Source organism: Shewanella psychromarinicola (assembly GCF_003855155.1).
Classification (GTDB): Bacteria; Pseudomonadota; Gammaproteobacteria; order Enterobacterales; family Shewanellaceae; genus Shewanella; species Shewanella psychromarinicola.
Genome location: NZ_CP034073.1, coordinates 3,407,578 through 3,431,459, shown reverse-complemented (window position 1 = coordinate 3,431,459; position 23,882 = coordinate 3,407,578). Strand labels below are relative to the sequence as shown.

Genomic DNA, 23,882 nt, shown 5'->3' with positions numbered 1-23,882 from the left:
CTCATGCGTTGTCTAATACTTGCATAACGTCATCTGAAATATCAGCATTATGATATACCTCTTGTACATCATCATTATCTTCTAAGTTATCGATTAAACGTAAAAACTTTTCAGCAGTGTTAGCATCAAGTTCAGCTTTTAATGACGCAACCATGGTCACTTCAGCATGAACAGAGTCAAAGGACGCGCTATCAAGTGCATCTTTGACTTTGCCAAAGGTATCTGGAGTGGTAAACACATCGATAGAACCATCGTCATGAGTGACAACATCTTCAGCACCCGCCTCTAACGCACTGTCTATTAAGCTATCTTCATCAATATCAGTGTCATAAGAAATAATGCCAGATTTAGTAAACAGATACGCCACTGAACCGTCGGTACCTAAGTTGCCACCAGACTTATTAAACGCATTTCGCACGCTAGAAACAGTACGATTACGATTATCCGTCATTGTTTCAACCATCACAGCAGTCCCTCCGGGACCATAGCCTTCATAAATAATGGTTTCTAATTGCTGACCATCCATTTCACCGGCACCACGTTTGATTGCGCGTTCAACGGTATCTCGGGTCATATTATTGGATAAGGCTTTATCGACTGCAGCGCGTAATCTGGGATTAGCATCAATATCAGAACCGCCTTCGCGGGCCGCCACATTGAGCTCGCGAATAAATTTGGTGAATAACTTACCGCGTTTAGCATCTTGTGCCGCTTTACGGTGTTTAATATTGTCCCATTTACTGTGTCCTGCCATTATATCTCCTTACTATTTAATAGAATTTTTCAAGTGAAACAGTCTACTTGTCAAAAACATACCGAGGCAAAAGCCTCGGTATATAGTGCCCATTTAAGAGCGAGCAAATGGCTAACGTTAGCGTTTTACTCTTCTGTTTTAACCTTTTCAACCACAGCAATGCCTAACTCAGCGAGTTGAACTGGGTTAGCAAATCCTGGCGCATTGGTTAACGGACACGCCGCTGTGGTGGTTTTAGGGAAAGCCATCACGTCACGAATTGAGCTTGCCCCTGTCATTAACATAATAATACGATCTAATCCGAAGGCTAAACCAGCATGAGGTGGGGTACCATAACGTAATGCTTCAAGTAAGAATCCGAATTTTTCATTCGCTTCTTCTGCTTCAATGCCTAAAATGCCAAATACTGTGCTTTGCATTTCTGCGTTGTGGATACGTACTGAACCACCCCCTAACTCACAACCATTTAACACCATGTCGTAGGCATCTGAAATTGCCACCGCGGGATCGGCGGCCAATTGTTCAGCACTAATCCCACGAGGGGCGGTAAATGGATGGTGAACGGCGTGGAAACCACCATTAATTTGTTCAAACATTGGGAAGTCAACCACCCATAATGGGCGCCATTCACCTTCAAGTAGCTTGAAATCTTCACCTGCTTTTAAGCGCAGCGCGCCCATGGCTTCTTCCACGACGGTCGCTTTGTCTGCACCAAATAGAATGATATCAGCGGTTTGTGCGCCAGTACGGCTAATAATGTCGTTAACGATAGCTTCGGTTAAAAACTTAAGTACTGGAGATTGAATACCTTCGATACCTGCTGCTAAGTCATTTATCTTCATCCACGCTAAGCCTTTAGCGCCATAAATACCAGCATACTTAGTGTAGTCATCAATTTGCTTACGTGATAATGATGCGCCAGTTGGAATACGTAACGCTGCTACGCGGCCTTCTACATCGTTTGCCGGGCCATTAAAAACGGCAAACTCGACATTGTTAACTAAATCGGCAATATCAACTAACTCAAGCGGGTTACGCAAATCGGGTTTATCAGAACCGTAACGCTTCATTGCTTCTGCGTATGACATGCGTGGAAAATCGCCTAAATCAACATTCAATAAATCTTGGAATAAACCGCGCATCATTTGCTCAGTTTTTTCCATGACTTGTTCAGAAGACATAAACGAAGTTTCAATATCGATTTGAGTAAATTCAGGCTGGCGATCTGCCCGTAAATCTTCATCACGGAAACATTTTACAATTTGGTAATAGCGATCAAAACCAGACATCATTAGCAGCTGTTTGAACAGCTGTGGTGATTGAGGTAAAGCAAAAAACTGACCTTTATAAGTCCGGCTAGGAACTAAATAGTCACGCGCACCTTCTGGGGTGGCTTTAGTCAAAATAGGCGTTTCGATATCTAAAAAGCCATTGCTGTCTAAAAAGCGACGCACTGAGCTGGTCACTTTTGCACGAAAAATAAGACGCTCGGCCATCTCTGGACGACGTAAATCTAAATAACGGTATTTTAAACGTTGTTCTTCGCTGTTATTTTGGTAATTATCCATGCTCAATGGCAACGGAGCAGAAGCATTAATAATGGTCAATTGCTTACCCAAAATTTCAATTTCGCCAGTCTTCATGTTTGAATTGACTTGGCTTTCTGGACGGGCACTAACAACCCCTTTGACCTGAACACAAAATTCACTGCGCAACGTGCTTGCTATATCAAAAACATCTTTTAGATCTGGGTCATAAACAACCTGCACTAGCCCTTCTCTATCGCGTAAGTCTAAAAATACGACTCCGCCTAAATCTCGACTACGGTTTACCCAACCGACTAAAGTTACTTCTTGACCTAGATGAGACTTATTAACGTCTCCACAATAATGACTGCGCATTGAACTCTATCCTTTATCCACAAAGCGGTATTTTGGAAATCGAAAACCACAAAAACGGCATTATATACCGTGACTCAAACTTATGCATTGAAGTATCAATCAGATTGGGTGAATTAACTAGACCTAGAGCAAATAATCTCGACCGATTGACTGAAAAACCATCAAGGTAAACTAATTCATTTTGTATTGATGACCGCCGACTTTTTTAGCCTGATACATTAGCTGATCTGATTTCTTCAATAATAAAGCCCCACTATCGGCATCATCAGGGAAGATAGCCACACCGATACTGGCCGAAATAGTGACACTGAGATCATCGATTAATAACGGCTTCTTTAATGCGATTAAGATGTTATCAGCCACTTGACGGGCATTTTCTTTAGCTTCTATGTGATTTAATAACACCACAAACTCATCACCACCAAAACGAGCCACAGTGTCTGATTCTCTTACATGTCGAGTTAATAACACGGCTATGCGTTGTAGTAACTTATCACCCATATGATGACCGTGCTGATCATTTATCGCTTTAAAGCCATCTAAATCAATAAACAACAATGCAAATTTTAATTTATCTCTATGATGAGTCAGTGTTGCTTGCGTTAATCTATCATCAAGTAAACTGCGATTAGGCAGTGCGGTAACATTGTCATGATCTGCCATATACTTAAGCGTTTCTTCAGCTTTAAAGCGCTTTTGGATTTCGACATTTAAGCGTCGATTTGACATCAATATCACGATGGCGATCAGAGTGATAATTAACAAACCGATCACCAATAATTTAAGCCAACGCTGGTAACGTAATGTGTCACTATTGAGATCTAATGATACCCATTTTTGATACATGTTTTGTTGTTCTGTTTCATCTATAGTCGCAATCGCTCTATCAATCAAAGGAACTAAATTTTTGAGCCCGGGGAATAGACCAATGTGGCTATGCTGCTCAGTAAACTCGGTTAACAACGACATTTTTAAACTCGGATATTGACCACCTTTTAAAGTAGTCGCCAATGTCGCCACTTGTTCAACAAACATATCCGCGCTGCCATTAATCACCGCTTCCGTACCCTGCTTGGTATCTGACACAACCACTAACTTTATTTCTGGGTATTGTTGACGAAGCTGATCAACAATATGGTAGCCATCAACAACAGCCAGTCGTTTACCCGCAATTTGTGAGACATTAAAAATGGGAGGTTGAGTTAATGAAGTGATTATCGCCCAAGGTGACGGCCAATATGCTAATGAGAATGCAAGAGTGTTTGCCCGATCCGATGTTTTAGCCATGCTGGCAACTAAATGAATTTCTCCTTTAACAAGGTCACTGACCATTTTGCCAAAATCATCATAAGCCACTGGGATAATGGTTAAATTGAGTTGTTTAACCATTAAATTTTTAAAGTCTGCATTCACCCCTAAAAATTCACCATTTTTCCCTTGAAATTCCATAGGAGCCCAATTTTTTAGGTAACCCATTTTGATAGCACCTAAGGTACTTATATATTGCTTTTGTTGAGTTGTTAGTTTTATTTTATTGGCAGAACCTGCAAAATAACGATCGTCTGGATTAATTAACCATTTACGTTCGATTTGAATTTGTTCCTCGACAGAAATTAAACTAAATCCTGCTTGAATTCGATCCGCTAATCCACTGTCGTCAACACGTGTTAACGCATACATATCTGTCGAAAATTCGATATCAGTATATTGTCGAAACTCTGCCCATAATTTATTAGCCAACAAATAATGTGACGTCATGGCGGCAGACGACACAAAACCGCTAATTTCGTCATTGCGACCCGCTTTCACCATACTTTCTAAGGTGTCATAAAAACGTAACTGTGCCTTAGGAAACGTTTTTTTTATATCACTAATATACGGTGCTGTAGGAAACACCCCGATGCGCATGGCAATATCTTCAATATGAGTTAATTTCGGGTTTGAACTAAAAAAACGACTTTTGACTGAAATAATATGCCAAGCTTGCTTGAGACCCGTTCGCATATATTGGCTTTCAGGGTACCCAATGTGAACGTCTGCCACGCCACGTTTGACGTCATCAATACTGCTGTTCATGTCGCCTGCAACAAAATCAATTTTGATACCGGTTTTTTCTGACCATAATGTCCATAAGTCAACCAGCATGCCATGTGGAAAACCATCAGCATCGATATCTACGTAGGGTTCGACACCATTTTGCATCGCAATAATCACACCCGATGTTTGTCGATGATAACCTAACCAGTGACGCTCTATTTGCTGGATAACCTCGGCGGGTATTAATTCAAAACCATTATTTATTTTGTTAACAAGCGCTTGATCCCCTTTCACTACTGCCGGTGCAAGGTTGATTTTTTTAATTAAGATACGTGATGAGCTGTAAAAATTTGCCGCGATATCTTGCTCTAGTGCTAAGTTGCGTTGGTATCCTTCAATACCGGCGAAAACAAACAACTCTCCGTTAACCGCCGCTTGTAACAATTGTTCACGATTTTGATAACGCTTAAAACTAAGCTTAGGTTCTAACGCTGATAATGTTGCTTCATGGGATGAGCCCGTCACAATACCGACTTGATAGGGAATTAAATCGCTAATTTTCTTTTTACTATTTATCGACTTATGAATGTATAAATAGGTATTTAATGAGGTAAATGATTTAGCAAAATCAAACTTTTTTAACCGTGCTTGGTTTTGAGACATACCAATATGAACATCTGCTTTTTTCTGTTCGAGTTGATTCATTGACTGCTGCCAGTGCCGAGACACAAATTGCACTTTAGTGTCAGTGATGATTGACCACTCGCGCCATAAATCAACTAAAATACCGGCAGGAGTCCCCCTCTCATCTAAATATTCAAACGGATACGTATCTTCCCCCATAACAATGATCAAGGGTTTATTTTCAACGGGCTTATCGATTTTATCTGAGTGTAATGCTTGCGCAGGTATTGAAAAACACGCAAATACTAATGCTAATATCCAAGGTATAAATTTCAAGTTTTTTCCCTAATACTTTCACTTTTTATACTGTATTCACCGAATAAACGGGTTCATAGTAATTGACTGATAGAACAGCAGAATGTGGTAAAAGATCAATATTGATGATGTTAGCCAAAGATGGTTGAGAATGGTTTAGCAGACATCTATTGTTATTACTTTGTAACAAGGCTAAATAATATCATTTTTCCAGCTTGTGTCGTGCTAATTTTATGAATAGAAATTAATTTTTGAACATATTGTACATAATGCCAGCAAAAATAAGCAGTTTAAGCCTATCTTATTGACATCATCGTGATCTATTTGAAAAAAAACTCATAAATTGCCCGTTAGATACTTGCTGTGGTTCACCATGATTAGCTAAAATACAAACTTAATTTTTTCACATTGCAACTCATGAACTCTCAACAAGATACGATATACGCTAATGCAACAAACCAAATAGCAGATTTTCAATTTGATCAACGTGTTGCAGGTGTCTTTAATGACATGATCCGCCGCTCTGTTCCTGGCTATGCACAAATCATCAATACCATAGGTGATTTTGCTAATCGATTTGTCACACCTCAAAGCAATATATACGATCTTGGCAGTTCGTTAGGCTCGGCAACATTAAGTATTCGTCGCCAGATTGAAGGACGAGGATGCCAGATTTATGCGGTAGACAACAGCCAATCAATGATTGAACGTTGTACCGAAAATCTCGCGGCTTATGTGAGTGATATTCAAGTTAACCTGCTGTGCGCTGATATAAGAGATGTAGACATTAATAAAGCATCGATGGTAGTGCTAAACTTTACCCTACAATTTTTGCCTACTCACGATCGTGATGCCTTGATAAAACGCATTTATGACGGAATGTTGCCTGGTGGTATATTAGTCATTTCAGAGAAGTTGTTTTTTGAAGATAATCATATACATCAATTACTGGATCAACAGCATTTAGATTTTAAGCGTGCAAATGGGTATAGTGAACTCGAAATAAGTCAAAAACGCAGTGCGTTAGAAAACGTGATGCGCCCAGATAGCTTGAATGTACATGAACAGCGTTTTACTGAAAATGGTTTTTCGCACTTTTCAGTCTGGTTTCAATGTTTTAACTTTGCATCTATGGTAGCGATTAAATGATCAATTTTAGCTCTTTTTACAAAGATATTGCCGATTCAAACCTGCAACATTGGCTGGAAACATTACCGGCAATTTTGGGGCAATGGCAACGAGATCATAAACACGGCAATTTGCCTAAATGGGAAAAGGTTCTCAATAAATTACATTACCCACAACCTGATCAAGTTGATTTTACTAGCAGCGTAACCATTGGCAGTGGAGAACAATTAAGCCCTGGTCAAGTAGAGAAACTGACTAATTTATTAGCCGTTTTTCAGCCGTGGCGCAAAGGGCCTTTTTCAGTACATGGTATCCAAATTGATACTGAATGGCGCAGTGATTGGAAATGGGATCGAGTTAAAGCGTTTATTTCGCCTTTAAATAATCGTACCGTTTTAGATGTGGGCTGTGGAAGTGGTTACCACATGTGGCGGATGTATGGTGCGGGAGCCTCTCGCGTAGTAGGGATAGATCCTTCACCATTATTTTTATGCCAATTTGAAGCCCTAAAACGAATCGCAGGTAATCAGCACCCAGTGCATTTACTGCCTCTTGGCATTGAAGAGTTACCGGCTTTAGATGCCTTTGATACTGTATTTTCAATGGGCGTGCTCTATCACCGTCGCTCACCCATTGATCATTTACTACAATTACGTGACCAACTGCGAGTCGGTGGTGAACTTGTACTTGAAACTCTGGTGATCGATGGCGATGAAAATGCGGTACTGGTTCCACAAGATAGATATGGAAAAATGAACAACGTTTGGTTTTTGCCTTCAGTTGCCGCCTTAATGTTATGGTTAGAAAAATGCGAGTTTACCGATATTCGTTGTGTTGACATTGATATCACCTCATTAGCAGAACAACGCAGCACCCAGTGGATGAAAAATGAATCTCTAGTTGATTATCTCGATCCAAATGATGTGAGTTTAACCGTAGAAGGTTATCCTGCGCCTAAAAGGGCGATCATTATTGCGACGAAAAACCAACCTAACCACGATTTGGTATAAATAATACTATTCAACAGGAATTGACATGTTAAAGCAGGTAATTGCTCTATCCGTTGTAGCGGCCCTCATCGCAGGTTGCAGCGTCACTCAAAAACCGATAACACCTCCGCTAACCAATGTTGATTTTAATAACGGTCTGCAAGTTTCGCAAACCGTTATTATTGATGCAATTAATTCAAATAATAGCCAACAGACAAACGACATTAGCGCGCTTTCCACCGAAATCAGAAAACTGAAGACTCAGGTAAGTACTGCGATGAGACAAAAATCGGAAACGATTATGGTTCAACCACCAATGCCAAAGATGGCCGAGGTTAAACAATGCCCAGAAAGCATTATGGGTGAAAAATTTCTACTCGGTGAAGTCGAAAGTGTCTTTATTGATGAATTGAAAGTCAAGTTTGCGACCCGTATCGATACCGGTGCAGAGTCATCATCTTTAGATGCGCGCAATATTGTATTATTTGAACGAGAAGGCGAACAATGGGTTCGTTTTGACGTAATGACTAATGGGTTTGATCAACCTGGCAATACGTTTGAATCAGAAGTTGAACACTTCATTCGTATTAAACAAGATGTTGATACCGGTAATGATCGTCGTCCCGTTATCCATGCCCATTTAAAAATAGGTAAATATTCCGCTGAAACAGAATTAAACCTAACAGATCGAAGCCACCTAGATTATCCTTTATTACTAGGTCGCAAGTTTATGAAAGACATTGCCATTGTTGATGTGGGCCAAATGTACATTCATGGCAAAGCTAAAAACCAAATTACCACGTTAATTAAGTAGGATCCGTAATGCATTCTCGTAAACCGTTTTACATATTCGTTGTACTGCTGTTTATCGCAGGGATAAGTGCCAGTATTTACCGTGGTATTGAGCACAATGTGCCTTTTTTACCGGGTGAACAAGTGCAAAGTTGGGCCATAGATGCCAAGGTCAGTTTTAATGGTACAAACCAACCCGCCGAAGTTAATTTTTCATTACCTAACGATCCTGCCTTTGACATATTGGTCGAGAATGCTTCGTCATCAGGTTATGGCTTAAATATTTCCGCTGACACCGATAATCGCCGTGCCGTTTGGTCAATTCGCGAAGCTTCAGGCCCACAAGCACTGTATTATCGAGTCACGCTAGTCCCAACAGGCAAACTCAATATTGAAACAGATGAAGAACCCCTTACGCCTGAACCTTATTTATGGCCTGCAACAGAAAAATCAGCAGCAGACCAAATAATTGAAGAAGTATGGATCCGCAGTGCAACAAACTTGTCTTTTGCACAGCAGTTAATGAATTTAATTAATGATAATGATCAAAGCCAAAATATGGCGTTGTTGTTATCAGCCAACACCTCAACAAATTTGTTTGTGCATATGTTGCACTCAAAAGGCGTGCCGGCACGGATCATTAATGGTTTGCAACTCGAAGATCAACGACGTCGTCAGCAGCTCACATCATACGTTCAGATTTATAATGATGGTGAATGGATACTTTTTGACGTTCCAAACAACAAGAAAGGCCGTGATAATACGCTAGTGTTATGGGAATATTCCGGACACTCAGTGCTTGATGTTATGGGGGGGACTAATTCATTAGTGAATTTCTCAATGTTAAAGGATACTCGCTCCGCATTGGCAACCTCTATTGACATGATGATGAATGACGATGCGTGGGACTTTTCCTTGTATCAGTTACCGCTTGAAGAACAAAGCACCTTTAAAGGCATTCTATTAATTCCTATTGGGGTATTAGTGGTGGTTTTCTTGCGCGTCATTGTCGGCATCAAAACATCGGGTACTTTTATGCCGGTATTGATTGCCATGGCCTTTATTCAAACCACCTTATTAACAGGCTTAATTGGTTTCTTACTGATTATAGCCTGTGGATTAATGATCCGTTCCTATCTGTCGACCCTCAACTTACTACTGATCTCCCGAATATCGGCGGTGATTATTGTGGTGATTTTCATTATTGGGTTATTTACCTTAATCTCATTCAAATTAGGCTTAAATGAAGGACTCACTGTAACCTTCTTCCCAATGATCATCCTAGCGTGGACCATTGAGCGTATGTCGATTCTCTGGGAAGAAGAAGGCCCTAAGAAAGTCTTTGTCTCAGGTGGCGGCAGCTTGTTTGTAGCAACATTGGCATACCTAGCCATGGACAATCAAATAGTCCAATATTGGGTATTTAACTTCTTGGGTATTCATTTAGTGATCTTAGCCTTGGTATTAGTGATGGGCCAGTACACTGGTTACCGTTTAACTGAGCTAAAACGCTTTAAACCATTAGTTGGAGAGCAATAATGGAGTACGCCTGGCCCTGGGAATTGAGCCGTAGCGGTGTACTCAACATGAACAGGCGCAATATTAGCTATATTGGTCGTTACAATCAGCGCAAGTTTTATAAGCGCGTTGATGACAAACTGATTACTAAACAACTTGCGCTGGCTAATGGCATTGCGGTTCCCGATTTAATTGGGGTTGTTCACCAACAACATAAAATCCAAGAAATTCCAGCTATGGTCCTAGACCGTAGCGGTTTTGTGATAAAACCGGCAAAAGGTTCTGGCGGTAAAGGCATTATGGTGATCACCAGAGTGAGCAATGGCTGTTATTACAAGTCCAATGGTCATGAAGTGACGCATAGCGAAATTTATCGTCATGTATCAAATATTTTAAGTGGATTATTTTCACTGGGTGGTAAGCCAGATGTCGCGATTGTAGAAGGGTTAATTGAATTTGATCCGGTGTTTGAAGGCCTAAGCTATGAAGGTGTCCCTGACATCCGCTTAATTGTGTTTAAAGGCTTTCCTGTCATGGGAATGTTACGTTTATCGACTTCAGCATCTGATGGCAAGGCAAACTTACACCAAGGCGCTGTGGGTGTGGGTTTAGATATCGCCACCGGAAACAGTTTACATGCAGTGCAATTTGACTTACCCGTTGATAAACATCCTGATACTCACTTCCCTCTGTCGGACATCACAGTTCCTCATTGGGAAACTTTACTTCATACGGCATCGAGTGCCTATGAAATGTGTGAGTTAGGGTATTTAGGTACTGACATGGTGTTAGATAAAAACAAAGGCCCATTATTACTTGAATTAAATGCTCGCCCAGGTTTAACCATTCAAATTGCCAATGGTAGAGGCATGTTACCTCGACTTAAGCATGTTGAAGCGATGAAAAGCTCAGCAATGTCAGTTGAGGAACGTGTGGCTTATGCTAAAAAGCATTTTTGTAGCAACCCTATTTTTTAATCTATTAGCCACCTCAAACGCGGTGGCGGGTCCATTAGCACTGTTCATTGAACAGTGCTTACAATATCAACCTGACTTAGGACAAGATAGCCTTGTCACTTTTCAGTCGTTTGAACAACAAGCTGTTGAATTTGAAAAACGCACAATTGCGTTAAATAATATCAACGACAGAATTCAATACTACCGCCCTTTTGCCAATGATAACCTCAGTAGACAAGGCTTATTATGGTGCCAACTCCACCTTGCCGATGAATTTTATGCTTTAGCTACAGCCCCGAAAACCCAATCCCTAATCGATCAGTTACAACACCTTGCACCACCTTATAATCAGTTTGCACAACGTTTAGTTGCGATAAAACGGTCGCAATGGACTTTAATCAAAAAGTCAAAACTGCACAGCGCCCAGGCCAGCATTAATCAAGCATTGTCATCGCGGCAATTTACATTGCAATTTAATCAGCAAGATTGTGTATTAACCAATGCAGCCAATACTGATGAAGCAATTAAGCATGAAAGTACTACCAATATCGATATTAGTATTGCCAAGTATTTAATTAAACAACCTAATGAACTCTGCAGAAAACAAGCCTGGCTCGCCTATCAAGTTCGAACTAAAGACCAACAAGCCCCTGCACTGGCATTGATCCATCAACTGCAACAGCAGCATGCAATGCTTCAAGAATATGGCAATACAGCACAGGCACAGCTGTCATCTCATGGTTTAACCCCTCTATTATTAGCGCAATTTTTAGCCGAGCAAACAACCAATCTAAATATCGCGCCATGGAATATTGCCCAAGCTTTAGGCCGTGCCAGTAAATCATCGAACATGGATACGGTAACTGCGAATGCATTTTTACAGCAAATATTGCAAAGCCTTAAGCCTTTAGATCTCAAGTTTGAGCTAATCATTGTAGAAAAATCGACTATAGACAAAGATCCCTCCACTGATGATAGTCAACATAGGGCCTTGAGTGACACGCAAATTATTCGAGTTTGGCATCAACAAAGATTATTGGGTGAGATTTTTACCTACCCACCAGGTAAGTTACAACCTGGTGTCAACGTAGATGGTCAACTGATAAAACAAACTGTGGTTGGTCATCAATTTGGTCAATATGTGCTCAGTTTTCCACAACAATTAACTCGCACAACACAACAACACGAATTAATTAACGCCTTGAGCCAAGCAATAGTATCCTTAGCTCAAGGTGGCCAGTTTTATTTTCTCAACCATCGAGGCCAAAACAGCGATGCCCATGCTATTGCAACGCAATGGTTAGTTCACTACATTAAGCAGCAACTTAGCTTGCCCTTACAGTCTGAACGTAGCGAACTCGCCGCAAATTACCAGAAACAACTGTGGGTATTTAGAGCAAAAGTCGCGCTGGCATTTTATCAGTATGAAGGTGATTTGAAGCGGACTGATCAAGATATTTGGTTAGCTTATAATCAGCAACTATCAGACAAATTTGAACAAAGTTTTGGCCAGCCATGGCCTAATGCTACTGATGCAATATATAGTTATCAAGCTATTGCTAATGAAGGCATTAATCATTATCTTCCTCTATGGCAAACTGCATTGGCTCAATTAGTCATTGCCCAGACCCCCCCTACAATATCGACCAGGGATATATTTAATTTATTAGTTGTCAACGAAACAGATTTAACCTTAAACGATAAACTTGAGCAGCTTATTGGCCCACCGATTGACCCACATTCACTCATCAGGAGATTTAAACATGCTGGTACTACACAAGAGTAAAGCACTCTGGTACTTACTATTGTCAGCTACGTTGTTTAGTAGTGTGGTTTTCGCAACAAAGCCCGTTGAAAAAGTAGCTCATAATTTAACGTCTGAACAAGTTTATCATGGGATTAAAGCCAATTTAGAGACCAATCTTTATTCGTTACCCCCACGAGTCCAAGGACATTATGCCATTCGTCAATTCCGTATGACGGGTGAAACCAAATATGCCAACGGGTCATTAATCGACCTACTCACCATTGCTGAACGCCAAGCCTATTATTCCTGTAATCTGGATAAACCAGGTTTTATTAAAAGTGAATCAAAAATTGCAGTGGATAAATTAGGTAACGGCCCACGTGGCCAAGCACGTAAAAAAGCCATCGCCCCCTACCCTAACTTTATGTTGTATAGCAATGTCTTATTACGTTATGCCAGCCGTGTCGATGAGTTTGGCTTTACCGGACCTTGTCATGATTTAATGATAAAAACCCTAAAAAATGCCAACTTAGCACCCGCGTTAACCGATAAACAGATGATCCAAGCTTGGGCTGCACAATTAATAAACTATGTGTACTGGGCGAAACAAATTGGTGTTGGCGACTATTATGAGGCTTACAAAAAGGCCTTTATTAACACATACCCAAACAGCAAAGATGATCAGCTTGAAAAAGGCCAATACAAAAATAAAATTTATGGCATGACTCACTTTATTTTTTCAGCCAGCGGGTATTATCAATACCCAGTTGATCCAAAAGAACATCAGTGGATTTTAGATTACTTCGAAAAGAATATCGATCGTATTTTAACGGACACTACAGAAGATATTATTACTGAAGTGGGTATTAGTTTCTTGATCACTGGCAATGGTTCAAATCCTGTTGTCGATAAAGTGAAAAAACATGTCATTGCAGCCTACGATCCAAACACTATGATGATCCTATCACCTCATGGTAAAGCGGACTTATCCAGCGGCGAACACAGAAATGTGTTGGCAATGATGTTACTAGATTGGCCTGACACATTACATAAAGGCCCATATTTAAATGATATTGCTAGTACTAAGAAACATCTACCTAAATTAGTTAAGCCTAAAGCATCTGCGAGTGATACTAAATTACACTAAATAAGACCTGTATATATTGAAGACAAATGTGCCCCATTTGTCTTGTTTACATAAAAAGATGTTATGGTTTTTTCCTTCAATTTCTGTCACCTGTAAAGAGAACACTTAATGAGCCGAGCAAAATCAACGCTAGAGCAATGGCGGATCGTCCAAGCAGTCGTTGATTTTGGAGGCTATGCGCAGGCAGCAGAGAAACTCAATAAAAGCCAATCGTCACTCAACCATGCCGTGTCCAAGTTACAGCACCAATTAGGCATTAACCTACTCGAAGTAAAAGGCCGCAAAGCCTATTTAACTGAACAAGGTGAAGTATTACTGCGTCGTTCCCGTCATTTAACTCAATCGGTTGAAGAGCTTGAACAATTAGCCAGCAATTTAGGCCAAGGTTGGGAACCTAACCTAACCATTGCCAGAGAGATTGTTTATCCGATGGACGATCTTGTTGGATCATTAACAGCATTTTTACCTGAAAGTCGCGGCACTCGTGTAACGATTATTGATTCGGTGATTTCAGGCACTCATGAATTAGTAAAAAATAATCAGGTCGATATTGCTATCTGTGCCACCCCCCCTAAAGGCCATATTGCTGAACCGTTATGTGAATTAAGTTTTGAACTTGTGTGTCATCCCGAGCATCCACTGTCACAACTCGCGTTAATTGAAGATGACAAGCAATTAGCCCAGCACTTGCAAATTGTGATTAAAGATACAGGAATAAATGCCACCAATGATATTGGTTGGTTAAAAGCAGAACAGCGTTGGACCGTATCTAACTTTCATGAAGCAAAAATAATTTTGGCACGTAATATAGGTTTTTGCTGGATACCCAGTTTTTTAGTCGAACAAGAAATTGCTAATAAACAACTCATCCGATTACATTTGCGCGGCAGTTATCAGCGAAAAATAATGCTTAACTTAGTAATACCGAATCGCGATCAGCAAGGGCCGGCCTGTAAATTATTAGAAAACTTAATTTTAAAACAACATAATTTACCATTTAATGATTAATTATCAGCAGAAGATGTTTTCTTCCCATTAAGTAAGTCTAAATGTCACTTTAATCTAGTTAACCTCGGTCGGGATAATAAACGGTTATCAAACAGCCACTTGTTCAGCTACTTATGTTGCATTGACTTGCAATAGACTCACAATACGCAACATAATCTAACCACTCAGCATGGTAGCTTTTCTAGGCTTAGCGAATGTTAACTTAATACCTGATGAGGCATAGATAAAGGTGGGTATTACACGTAAATTTCGATTTGACGAGCTGAGTTTATTTCAGCCTTATGGGTACCCTTTACAACCGTTTCATTTGCAACAGTAAGATGGCCCTGCTCTGCTGATAATGGCCGCCTGGAGGATAATAAATTCATATTAGTCTCATCGGCACCAAGGGTGTCATTTATCGTTAAAGTACGGCTATTAGGCGTGATAGGATTGTGGGAATGAGTTATTGAAGTGGATCCTGACTGATTATCTGAGGCCGTAAAAAGGTTACCGGACTCAGAGGTATTTTGACTTTTTTGTGTAGACCCAGTGTTTTGTTGGCTTTGTTGAATTAACTCTTGGTTTGCATCATTGATGTTTTTTAATGCTTGCGCCGCAACATGAATGTCCGCCATTGACGGTTGCACAGGGGCCATTGCTGCTGCATACACTTTCTGCATTTTACTTAACGTTGCTTGGGAATCGCCATCTACGGTCGACACATCAATATTGACTTCACCATCGACAACATAGCGACGCCCATCTGGGCCTTTTTCATATTGATAACTTGGACTTTGGGCTAAACTGCCACCTATTGCTGCGTGGGCTTTTTCGTGCGTTTTAACCTCGGTATCTCGCTGCGTGAGTTGGTCGATCTGTATTGTTTCAGCTCGCTCTATTTGCTGTTGTTTTGTTGCTACCTTTTGCTCAACTTGTTTTGCTGCGGCCTCATCTTGGGTGTTTGATGCTTGAGGCTCTGCAGTTGCTTTGGAATCATCTAACAATGCAGTTCCCGCAGTGTCATTTATGGGTGTAGCTGAACTGACCGATGGCTTATTAATATGATTAACCGCTGGTTGTTGTGTATTAGCCGTATCACTTTTACTCGTGCTGGTTGATATCCCTGTACCAACTGATGTTGGTGCAACAACGCCCGGAGCCGGCACTTGAGTTTGTGAACGATTCAATACACCAGCCAGATTGAGTGGGCCACTTTTAAAATGGTAACTGTGGAGTGGATCAGCACCGACGTTTTTTTTAGACTGAATGTCATTTTTGTCTGAGATGCTAGACGAAAAACCCGGCTGAGTATCCGTACTGGGTAAATTAACCTTGAGGTCTTTTGACGCGTTAAATGTCGATGTAGCCGCTGCTTGAATTGAGTTAGAGCTGGATTTAAGCGAACTATTGTTAACCAAACTATTGTTAACCCAATTAGACTGAACGGCTGCAGATTGGGTGTCTATGGATTTAGTTGTTATCGCTTGGGTAGTATTGACTTGAGCGTTATTGATTTGAGCGTTATTTGTTTGAGTGCTACTTATTTTAGAACTACTTATTTTAGTGCTACTTACTTGAGAGCTAGTTGCTTGAGAGCCAGTCGTTTGAGCCTCTGGTGCGGATAATGAATTGCGATGGTTTATTTGGGCAGCATTGATAACTGACCCTGTGTTAGCGGAAACCATTAACGCACTCATGATTACACTTGGATATCAATCAAGCTACCAACTGTCTCAGATGCCACTTCAATCACTTTCGAGGATGCTTGAGCTTGATTGGATGATTCAGTCGCAGACACTAAGGCCGCTGTGGTATCTGTTTGTCCAACAGCACGAGAGCTTAATGTCACAGTCTCTTGTGTCGATGAGCTAGGCACCGCCGGTTTTTGTTGATCTGGCATTGCAACAGATGTTGTCGCTTGGGCTAAACCTTGTTGAGCACTTTGCAATCCTTGTACACCTGATGCATACGCTGATTGAACTTGCATAATAACCGCTCCTGATCCTAAAAAGTCGATTTAGTATGGGCTAAATCGACTAATATGTATAGTTTTCAAACACAACTAACCTATATTTTAGCCTTTAACCCAACCCATCTCCCAATCTTTCCATACGGGATTAATCCCCCGTAGTTTCATTTGAGTAACAACTTGTTCAACAGAGCGACTATCACTGATCTCAAATTGGTCAAGCTGACTGTCTGGTGTCATGTAACCACCTGGTTGAGTTGAGCTTCCTGCACTCATGTGGGTAATGCCTAAAGGGAGTAAATTATCCCTCAACGACGGTAGCTCGCGAGTCGACAAACTGATTTCAAGCTGCGGATTAAACAATCTAAATGCACAAATCATTTGTACTAAGCCTGCATCGGTTAATTCAACTTTCGGCGTAATACCGCCAGTACAGGGGCGTAAACGAGGTAACGAGATACTGTATCGGTTGCGCCAATAGGTTTTCTCTAAGTAATCTAGATGAAAGCCCATGAGTAATGCATCTAATCGCCAATCATCGAGTCCTAGTAACACCCCTAAGCCAATTTTATCAATCCCCGCTTTTGCCACTCGGTCTGGGGTATCTAAACGGTAAATGAAATCTTGTTTTTTACCGCGAGTATGGTGTTTAGCGTAAGTGTGTGGCCGGTAAGTTTCTTGGTACACCATAACGGCATCGACCCCTAACTGTCCTAGACGTTGATACTGATGAGTATCCAGCGGCTGAACTTCCATCGCCACGTAATTAAAAGCCGAGTTAACTATCGGTAACATCGACTCAAAATATCCCATTCCAACTTTGGTTTCATGCTCGCCAGACACCAATAATATCGAATCAAAGCCTCGTTGTTTAATAATCGCAATTTCTGCGGCTAACTCTTCCTGAGTAAGCGTTTTACGCTTGACCTTATTGCTCATACTAAAACCACAATAATCACATTCATTAGCGCACAGGTTAGACAAATACAAAGGCAAAAAAAGACCAATATTGGCACCAAATCGTTGCCGTGTAAGCTGGGCAGCTTGCTGCGCCATTGGTTCAATATATGCCATTGCCGCCGGCGATAATAACGCTAAAAGACTGTCTATATTGCCGCTAGGGTTACGTAACGCTAACTCGACCTCTTTGGCGGTAGTCGAATACAGCTTCATCGATAACGCATCGGGAGCCAATTGCGAAAAGACCGTAGAATACGTCATGTTGAATCTCTCATAATATGAGCTGTCGGGATTGGTACCTTTATTGATGAATCAGTCAAAAAAGCCGTTAATGGGCTTGTCGCATCAGCGTGATGGTTTACTGCGCCTAATCCGGCAAGATATGCTTGTCTTCCGGTAGCAACCGCATCAGCAAAGCATTTGGCCATTTTCTGAGGATAAGCACTACTGGCAATCGCGGTATTAACCAATACTGCAGCGGCGCCCATTTCCATGGCCCTGCAAGCTTGTGATGGCGCGCCAATTCCAGCATCGATTATCACTGGTATAGTGGCTTGTTCGATGATGATGCGTAAAAAGGTTTCCGTCGCTAAGCCTTGGTTGCTGCCAATGGGACTGCCAAGAGGCATGACTGCGGCGCAACCGACTTCTTCTAGTCGCCGACATAACACAGGGTCGGCATGCACATAAGGCATAACAATATAGCCTTGCTCACACAAGTATTGGGCCGCTATCAGTGTTTCAATGGGATCGGGCAGTAGATATTTAGGATCGGGATGAATTTCGAGTTTAATCCATTTAGTACCGAGCATTTCATAAGCCAGCTCAGCGGCAAAAATAGCTTCTTTTGCATTACGCGCCCCAGCAGTATTGGGCAGTAATTTTACCCCCAGACTTTGCAATGGCCCGAGTAAATTATCATGGCCGCGTGTTAAATCGATACGCTTCATGGCCAAAGTCACTAACTGCGACCCCGAACTGGCTATCGCTTGTAACATAGTGTTGTGATCTGCAAACTTTCCCGTTCCGGTAAATAAACGCGACGAGAATTGATGATCGGCTATCGTCAACATTATTAACCTCCAGCAACGGCAGAAAAGACCGTAATATTGTCGTTCGCTTGACACAATATATGCATCCAACGGCTTCGTGGTACAACACTATCATTGACGACGATGGCAACAGACTGAGTGGGTAAATCACATAAAATCAATAATTCGGCTACATTCAAATTAGCCCGAACGATTTGTTCGACCCCATTGAGTTGCAACGTTATCTGAGAGTGGCTATCAATATGTGTCATTAGGCTGCTCCGCATGCTGAGTTAATGCCTGCTGATGACACATTTCACAGTCTGGGTCTCGAGTCATATTGGCATGCTGCCAGCGTAAATCCTTAGCATTAAAATGATGTAAAATACCGTATTGGGTAAAGGTATTACTGATATGTTGTATGCCCACCAGCGCTTGCATACTGGCAATAATACCCACAGCAGGCCCAAGCACGCCTGCTTGGGTACAATTTTGCGCCATGTCCATATCAAGTGGATATAAACAACGATAGCAACCGCATGGTGAATTTGAGCCTGGGTCTGAATATGGGTCTGAATCTGAGCCTGAACATGAAAAATCAATACAAAACACTTGTCCTTGATAACCACTGATCGCCCCACTAACCAGTGTCAATTGATGCTCAACACACATTTGGTTAATAAGCTGCCTAGCACTGACATTATCAGTGCAGTCAAACACCACGGTTTTACTCATCTGTTGCTTGGCAAGCTTATTAAAATGCTGGGCCGTGACTTTTCCCGCTAGCACATCGATGTTGATCTCAGGGTAAGCAGCACTTAGCACCTTTTTTGCAACCTTGACTTTTGCTTGGCCAATATCTGCGGCCGTGAACAACAGTTGCCTTGGTAAGTTTGATAACTCAACAACATCGTGGTCAATTAACAGCATGTGCTGAACACCTGCTGCCGCGAGGTAATGCGCCACTACATGGCCTAATCCACCAACGCCGACAATCACCACCGCGCTATTCATAATGGCAAGTTGACCCGCTTCCCCTATATTGCTCAGTAACATGGTGCGCGAGTACTGGATATAGTGCCTATCAGATAAAGTGTTCATACGCCCTCCGCAGATAAATTCACTTGCGGTAACGACCGTGTAAGCTGTAGCCATTTGTGATGCAAGGCTAGATAAGCCTTGGCGGGATCTACAGCAGTGGTCACAGCCCTGACAACCGCAGCATCACCCACCCCTGTCTTAGCAATTAACGCAAGGTTACTGAGATTGATTCCGCCAATCGCTACGGTTGGATAATGACGCGAAAATAAGCTGACATAACGAGTCAGCTTATTGACCCCTTGGGGGGCTGATGGCATTTTTTTAGTGGTGGTGGCAAAAATATGCCCGAGGGCAATATAGGATGGTGAATACTGGTGGGCTAACAAGGCTTCAAAATAACTGTGACTGGATAAGCCTAATGCAAGTCCACCATCGGCAATCGCGCTTAAATCTGCACTTGCCATGTCTTCTTGACCTAAGTGAACCCCAAAAGCACCGTGTTTAAGCGCTAATTGCCAATGGTCATTGATAAATAACTGAGCATGAAACTCGCGACCCAGTTTAATCGCAGTGATGATATTGTTTTCCAGTGGTAATCGCGGCTGACAGTCTGCATCTGGATCGAGCTTAGTGCGATATTGGATTGTCTTGCAACCTACTACTAGCAGTTGTTTTAGGATATTAAGATCATCAACAACGGGATAAATACCTAACGGTTGAAGCAAGCCTGTAAAGCCATTATGCGCCGCGCGCTTAACCGTAAAAGCTTGAGCTAGATTGCCTGATGTGATTAAGTTGATTAACGGCATAACCTCTAGATCATCGGGCCAACCCGTTCGGGCTAACACACCAGCACCTTGCCCAGGACAGAAGCCTAATGCTAAGCCTTTACTGACATAAGCTTTTGCCAATACGATAGCGTCATGCACCACCAAATCATGGGCGATAAAGCATGCAATAGCAGATGATAATGTACAACCACTGCCATGATTATTGCTCAAGGTTATCCGCGGACTGGTTAATGTAAATGATGCATTATCGTGGGCAATACTGGCGCCCTTTACGGCTTTACTCACATAAATATCTATCGCAAATTGGTGCTGCCACAGGGCATCACCTCCTTTGGCGAGTACATGGCAGTTAAAGCTATCTGATAACCACTTAGCGTTGTTGATCATCTGCTGTTGCAAAGTGCTAACGGTGTTTATTTCAATAGATGATCTATTAGATGACTCAACAGGCGGTTCAACATCTATCTCATCAGTTCGATGTTGTGCCAAAACGGAATGACGACATAAGCGGCGTAATTCATGTTGATTAGGGGTTAATAAGTCAATTAAGCCAATAAGAGGACTAAAATCGAGATCCATAGGATTAAAGCTAGCACCACTGCTGGCGACCATCACAGGATCAAGTATCACAAACGGCCTAATCTTTCGCGTCATTCGCATTTGAGTCAAACACTCCGCCAATAGGTCTACCTGAGCTTGGGATGCCAACAGTCCGATTTTAATCGCAACTGGCGGTAAGTCAGCCAGTAAACTCGCAAATTGTGCCAATAGCATAGGTTCAGAAACAGGCTCAACCAGGCTTACACTAACGGAGTTTTGCGCGGTTAAGGTGGTTATCACGCTACACCCGTGACACGATAAATCCTGCATGGTTAATAAATCAGCTTGAATACCAGCCCCACCACCACTGTCTGAACCGGCTATAGTCCAAACAATAGGTGGTGTTGGCGTTATGTATTCACTGACAAGCGTCGTTGAATTCATAGTGATTATTCAACCTCAGCCGTTAAGTCGATATCGGCTTTTACAACCGGTTTAACCTCATGATAAATCGCCGATCCAGCGGCTTTAAATTCCGCCGACTTTTGCGCCATCGCCTCAGTTTGGCTCAAGGTTTGAGTTTGATCTGAATGTTGATCTAGAGGGTGGCTTTGATAAGCGCTAGCTGAAGCAACTTCAATCTTAAGCGCTTGTGCTTGCTCAAGATTAGCGGCATATTCGCGCACTTCATGGGTGATTTTCATTGAGCAAAATTTGGGTCCACACATCGAACAAAAATGGGCCACTTTAGCTGACTCTTGCGGTAATGATTCATCGTGATAAGCCCGTGCGGTATCAGGATCAAGACCTAAGTTATATTGGTCTTCCCAGCGAAATTCAAAACGTGCTTTTGATAAGGCGTTATCTCGCACTTGAGCCCCAGGATGTCCCTTAGCCACATCTGCCGCATGGGCAGCAATTTTATACGCGATGAGTCCTTGCTTTACATCATCTTTATTAGGTAAACCCAGGTGCTCTTTGGGGGTGACATAACACAACATTGCCACGCCGTACCAGGCCATCATGGCAGCACCAATCCCCGAGGTGAAATGATCATAACCAGGAGCAATATCGGTGGTTTGTGGGCCTAAGGTATAAAATGGCGCTTCGTCACAATGGGCTAATTGTTTTTCCATATTGACTTTAATCAGCTGCATCGGCACATGACCAGGGCCTTCAATAATCGTTTGCACGTCATATTGCCATGCAATTTTAACTAACTCACCTAGGGTTGCTAATTCTGCAAATTGGGCTTCATCATTGGCATCGGCAATAGAGCCGGGGCGCATGCCATCGCCTAATGACAACGACACATCATATTGAGCACAAATTTGGCAAATATCGCGAAAATGTTCATATAAGAAACTTTCTTTATGGTGGCTTAAACACCACTTAGCCATAATAGAACCGCCACGCGACACAATACCGGTTAAGCGTTTAGCCGTCATCGGCACATAACGCAATAACACGCCGGCGTGGATAGTAAAATAATCCACTCCCTGCTCAGCTTGTTCAATTAAGGTATCTCTAAACACTGACCAATTAAGATCTTCAGCAACCCCATTAACCTTTTCTAATGCTTGATAAATGGGGACTGTGCCAATAGGCACTGGAGAATTACGAATAAGCCATTCACGCGTTTCATGAATATAGCGCCCTGTCGATAAGTCCATTACCGTATCTGCGCCCCAACGAGTGGACCACACCAGTTTTTCAACTTCTTCTTCAATTGAAGATGTCACTGCTGAATTGCCAATATTGGCATTCACTTTAACCAAAAAGTTACGCCCAATAATCATAGGTTCAGTTTCTGGGTGATTAATATTAAGCGGAATAATCGCTCGACCTCGAGCCACTTCATCGCGAACAAATTCAGGGGTAATTAACTGGCCGATATGCGCGCCAAAAGCTTCCCCAGGTGCTTTTTGAGTCAGTACACTGTCTGTAACCTCACTGCGAGCCATGTTTTCACGAATGGCAATATACTCCATTTCTGGGGTGATAATGCCTTGGCGAGCATAGTGCATTTGGGTCACACATTTGCCTGTTTTAGCGCGTTTCGGGGCAACAAGAGCATCAAAACGTAAATGGTCTACACCATCGTCGGCGAGTCTTTGCTGCGTAAAACCAGAACTTGCTGCGGATAATTGTTCGGTGTCAGCACGTTCATCAATCCAAGCTTGGCGAATTTTAGCCAAACCTTGGCAGACGTTGATATTGGCTCGGGGATCAGAATAAGCACCGGCACAGTCGTACACCATAATAGGCGGATTAGCTTGCTTGATGGGCTCGGCATCGCTGCCACCCATCACGGTATCAGATTGATTAACTTGGCGCATAGCAACATTAATGTCCGCGCGGCTGCCGGGTAAATAGACTTTTTCAGAATTAGGGTGTTGTAACGGTTTAAGGGTATCTATAAATTGTTGAGCGTTAGCTCGAGTTTGACGACGGTTTGGATTTGACATTAGCAACCTCATTATTAAGAGTAGAGTTGCTTGTCTGGAGAGGTGTTGATAGCAGCAGTGAACAATACAAACGCTATTGTTCACGTTAATAATCATATGTAAAAAATAGTAAAATAATAACCTAACAGGATATCAAAACCGATAAATAGACCCGGGATTAAGCATCACTTATTCTGTTGTTAAT

The 23,882-nt window shown here is 41.9% G+C and carries 19 protein-coding genes; 8 read left to right on the top strand and 11 right to left on the bottom strand.

Annotated features, from left to right (window positions below; translation table 11 throughout):
• Position 1: 1 nt before the first annotated feature.
• The 3 genes from EGC80_RS15060 to EGC80_RS15050 form a co-directional block, all read right to left on the bottom strand.
• Entirely contained in the window at positions 2–754 is a 753-nt protein-coding gene (locus tag EGC80_RS15060) for a YebC/PmpR family DNA-binding transcriptional regulator (protein WP_124013055.1), read from the bottom strand.
• A gap of 125 nt (positions 755–879) precedes the next feature.
• Complete coding sequence (gene aspS / locus EGC80_RS15055; protein WP_124013054.1) at positions 880–2,655, bottom strand: aspartate--tRNA ligase; 1,776 nt, start codon at positions 2,653–2,655, stop codon at positions 880–882.
• 171 nt (positions 2,656–2,826) lie between these two features.
• Positions 2,827–5,652, bottom strand: a complete 2,826-nt coding sequence (locus EGC80_RS15050; RefSeq protein ID WP_124013053.1) for a diguanylate cyclase domain-containing protein — start codon at positions 5,650–5,652, stop codon at positions 2,827–2,829.
• A gap of 396 nt (positions 5,653–6,048) precedes the next feature.
• On the opposite strand from EGC80_RS15050, the gene cmoA reads away from it, so the two are divergent.
• The 8 genes from cmoA (at position 6,049) to EGC80_RS15010 (ending at position 14,916) form a co-directional block, all read left to right on the top strand.
• Positions 6,049–6,780 (top strand): carboxy-S-adenosyl-L-methionine synthase CmoA, encoded by a 732-nt coding sequence (cmoA, locus tag EGC80_RS15045; RefSeq protein WP_124013052.1) that lies wholly within the window; start codon positions 6,049–6,051, stop codon positions 6,778–6,780.
• Positions 6,777–7,769, top strand: a complete 993-nt coding sequence (cmoB, locus tag EGC80_RS15040; RefSeq protein ID WP_124013051.1) for a tRNA 5-methoxyuridine(34)/uridine 5-oxyacetic acid(34) synthase CmoB — start codon at positions 6,777–6,779, stop codon at positions 7,767–7,769. Before cmoA ends, cmoB begins: the two co-directional genes overlap by 4 nt.
• A gap of 25 nt (positions 7,770–7,794) precedes the next feature.
• Positions 7,795–8,562 (top strand): ATP-dependent zinc protease family protein, encoded by a 768-nt coding sequence (locus EGC80_RS15035; protein ID WP_124013050.1) that lies wholly within the window; start codon positions 7,795–7,797, stop codon positions 8,560–8,562.
• Between the two features lie 8 nt (positions 8,563–8,570).
• A complete protein-coding gene (locus EGC80_RS15030) occupies positions 8,571–10,079 on the top strand; it encodes a UUP1 family membrane protein (protein WP_124013049.1) in 1,509 nt (502 codons plus the stop codon).
• Positions 10,079–11,035 carry an alpha-L-glutamate ligase-like protein gene (locus EGC80_RS15025; RefSeq protein ID WP_124013048.1) on the top strand — a complete coding sequence of 319 codons (957 nt, stop codon included), beginning with the start codon at positions 10,079–10,081 and terminating at the stop codon, positions 11,033–11,035. The genes EGC80_RS15030 and EGC80_RS15025 overlap by 1 nt, the downstream gene beginning before the upstream one ends.
• Positions 10,998–12,800, top strand: a complete 1,803-nt coding sequence (locus EGC80_RS15020) for a hypothetical protein (protein WP_124013047.1) — start codon at positions 10,998–11,000, stop codon at positions 12,798–12,800. Before EGC80_RS15025 ends, EGC80_RS15020 begins: the two co-directional genes overlap by 38 nt.
• Entirely contained in the window at positions 12,778–13,908 is a 1,131-nt protein-coding gene (locus EGC80_RS15015) for a DUF3541 domain-containing protein (protein ID WP_124013046.1), read from the top strand. The genes EGC80_RS15020 and EGC80_RS15015 overlap by 23 nt, the downstream gene beginning before the upstream one ends.
• Positions 13,909–14,016: 108 nt before the next feature.
• Positions 14,017–14,916, top strand: coding sequence for a LysR family transcriptional regulator (locus tag EGC80_RS15010; RefSeq protein ID WP_124013045.1), 900 nt, complete (start codon positions 14,017–14,019; stop codon positions 14,914–14,916).
• A 236-nt stretch (positions 14,917–15,152) separates the two neighbouring features.
• Here the strand turns inward: EGC80_RS15010 and EGC80_RS15005 are convergent, their stop codons facing one another.
• The 8 genes from EGC80_RS15005 to thiC all read right to left on the bottom strand — a co-directional run bounded on the left by EGC80_RS15005 (position 15,153) and on the right by thiC (position 23,698).
• Complete coding sequence (locus tag EGC80_RS15005; RefSeq protein WP_124013044.1) at positions 15,153–16,595, bottom strand: putative metalloprotease CJM1_0395 family protein; 1,443 nt, start codon at positions 16,593–16,595, stop codon at positions 15,153–15,155.
• A 2-nt stretch (positions 16,596–16,597) separates the two neighbouring features.
• Positions 16,598–16,885, bottom strand: coding sequence for a chemotaxis protein (locus tag EGC80_RS15000; protein ID WP_101031084.1), 288 nt, complete (start codon positions 16,883–16,885; stop codon positions 16,598–16,600).
• A gap of 87 nt (positions 16,886–16,972) precedes the next feature.
• Positions 16,973–18,088 carry a 2-iminoacetate synthase ThiH gene (gene thiH, locus EGC80_RS14995; RefSeq protein ID WP_124013043.1) on the bottom strand — a complete coding sequence of 372 codons (1,116 nt, stop codon included), beginning with the start codon at positions 18,086–18,088 and terminating at the stop codon, positions 16,973–16,975.
• Positions 18,085–18,900, bottom strand: coding sequence for a thiazole synthase (locus tag EGC80_RS14990; RefSeq protein WP_124013042.1), 816 nt, complete (start codon positions 18,898–18,900; stop codon positions 18,085–18,087). The genes thiH and EGC80_RS14990 overlap by 4 nt, the downstream gene beginning before the upstream one ends.
• A 2-nt stretch (positions 18,901–18,902) precedes the next feature.
• Entirely contained in the window at positions 18,903–19,130 is a 228-nt protein-coding gene (gene thiS, locus EGC80_RS14985; protein ID WP_124013041.1) for a sulfur carrier protein ThiS, read from the bottom strand.
• A complete protein-coding gene (locus EGC80_RS14980) occupies positions 19,117–19,959 on the bottom strand; it encodes a HesA/MoeB/ThiF family protein (RefSeq protein WP_164839475.1) in 843 nt (280 codons plus the stop codon). The genes thiS and EGC80_RS14980 overlap by 14 nt, the downstream gene beginning before the upstream one ends.
• On the bottom strand, positions 19,956–21,674 hold the full coding sequence (locus tag EGC80_RS14975; protein WP_124013039.1) for a bifunctional hydroxymethylpyrimidine kinase/phosphomethylpyrimidine kinase: 1,719 nt from the start codon (positions 21,672–21,674) through the stop codon (positions 19,956–19,958). The genes EGC80_RS14980 and EGC80_RS14975 overlap by 4 nt, the downstream gene beginning before the upstream one ends.
• A 5-nt stretch (positions 21,675–21,679) precedes the next feature.
• On the bottom strand, positions 21,680–23,698 hold the full coding sequence (gene thiC / locus EGC80_RS14970) for a phosphomethylpyrimidine synthase ThiC (protein ID WP_124013038.1): 2,019 nt from the start codon (positions 23,696–23,698) through the stop codon (positions 21,680–21,682).
• Positions 23,699–23,882 lie beyond the last annotated feature (184 nt).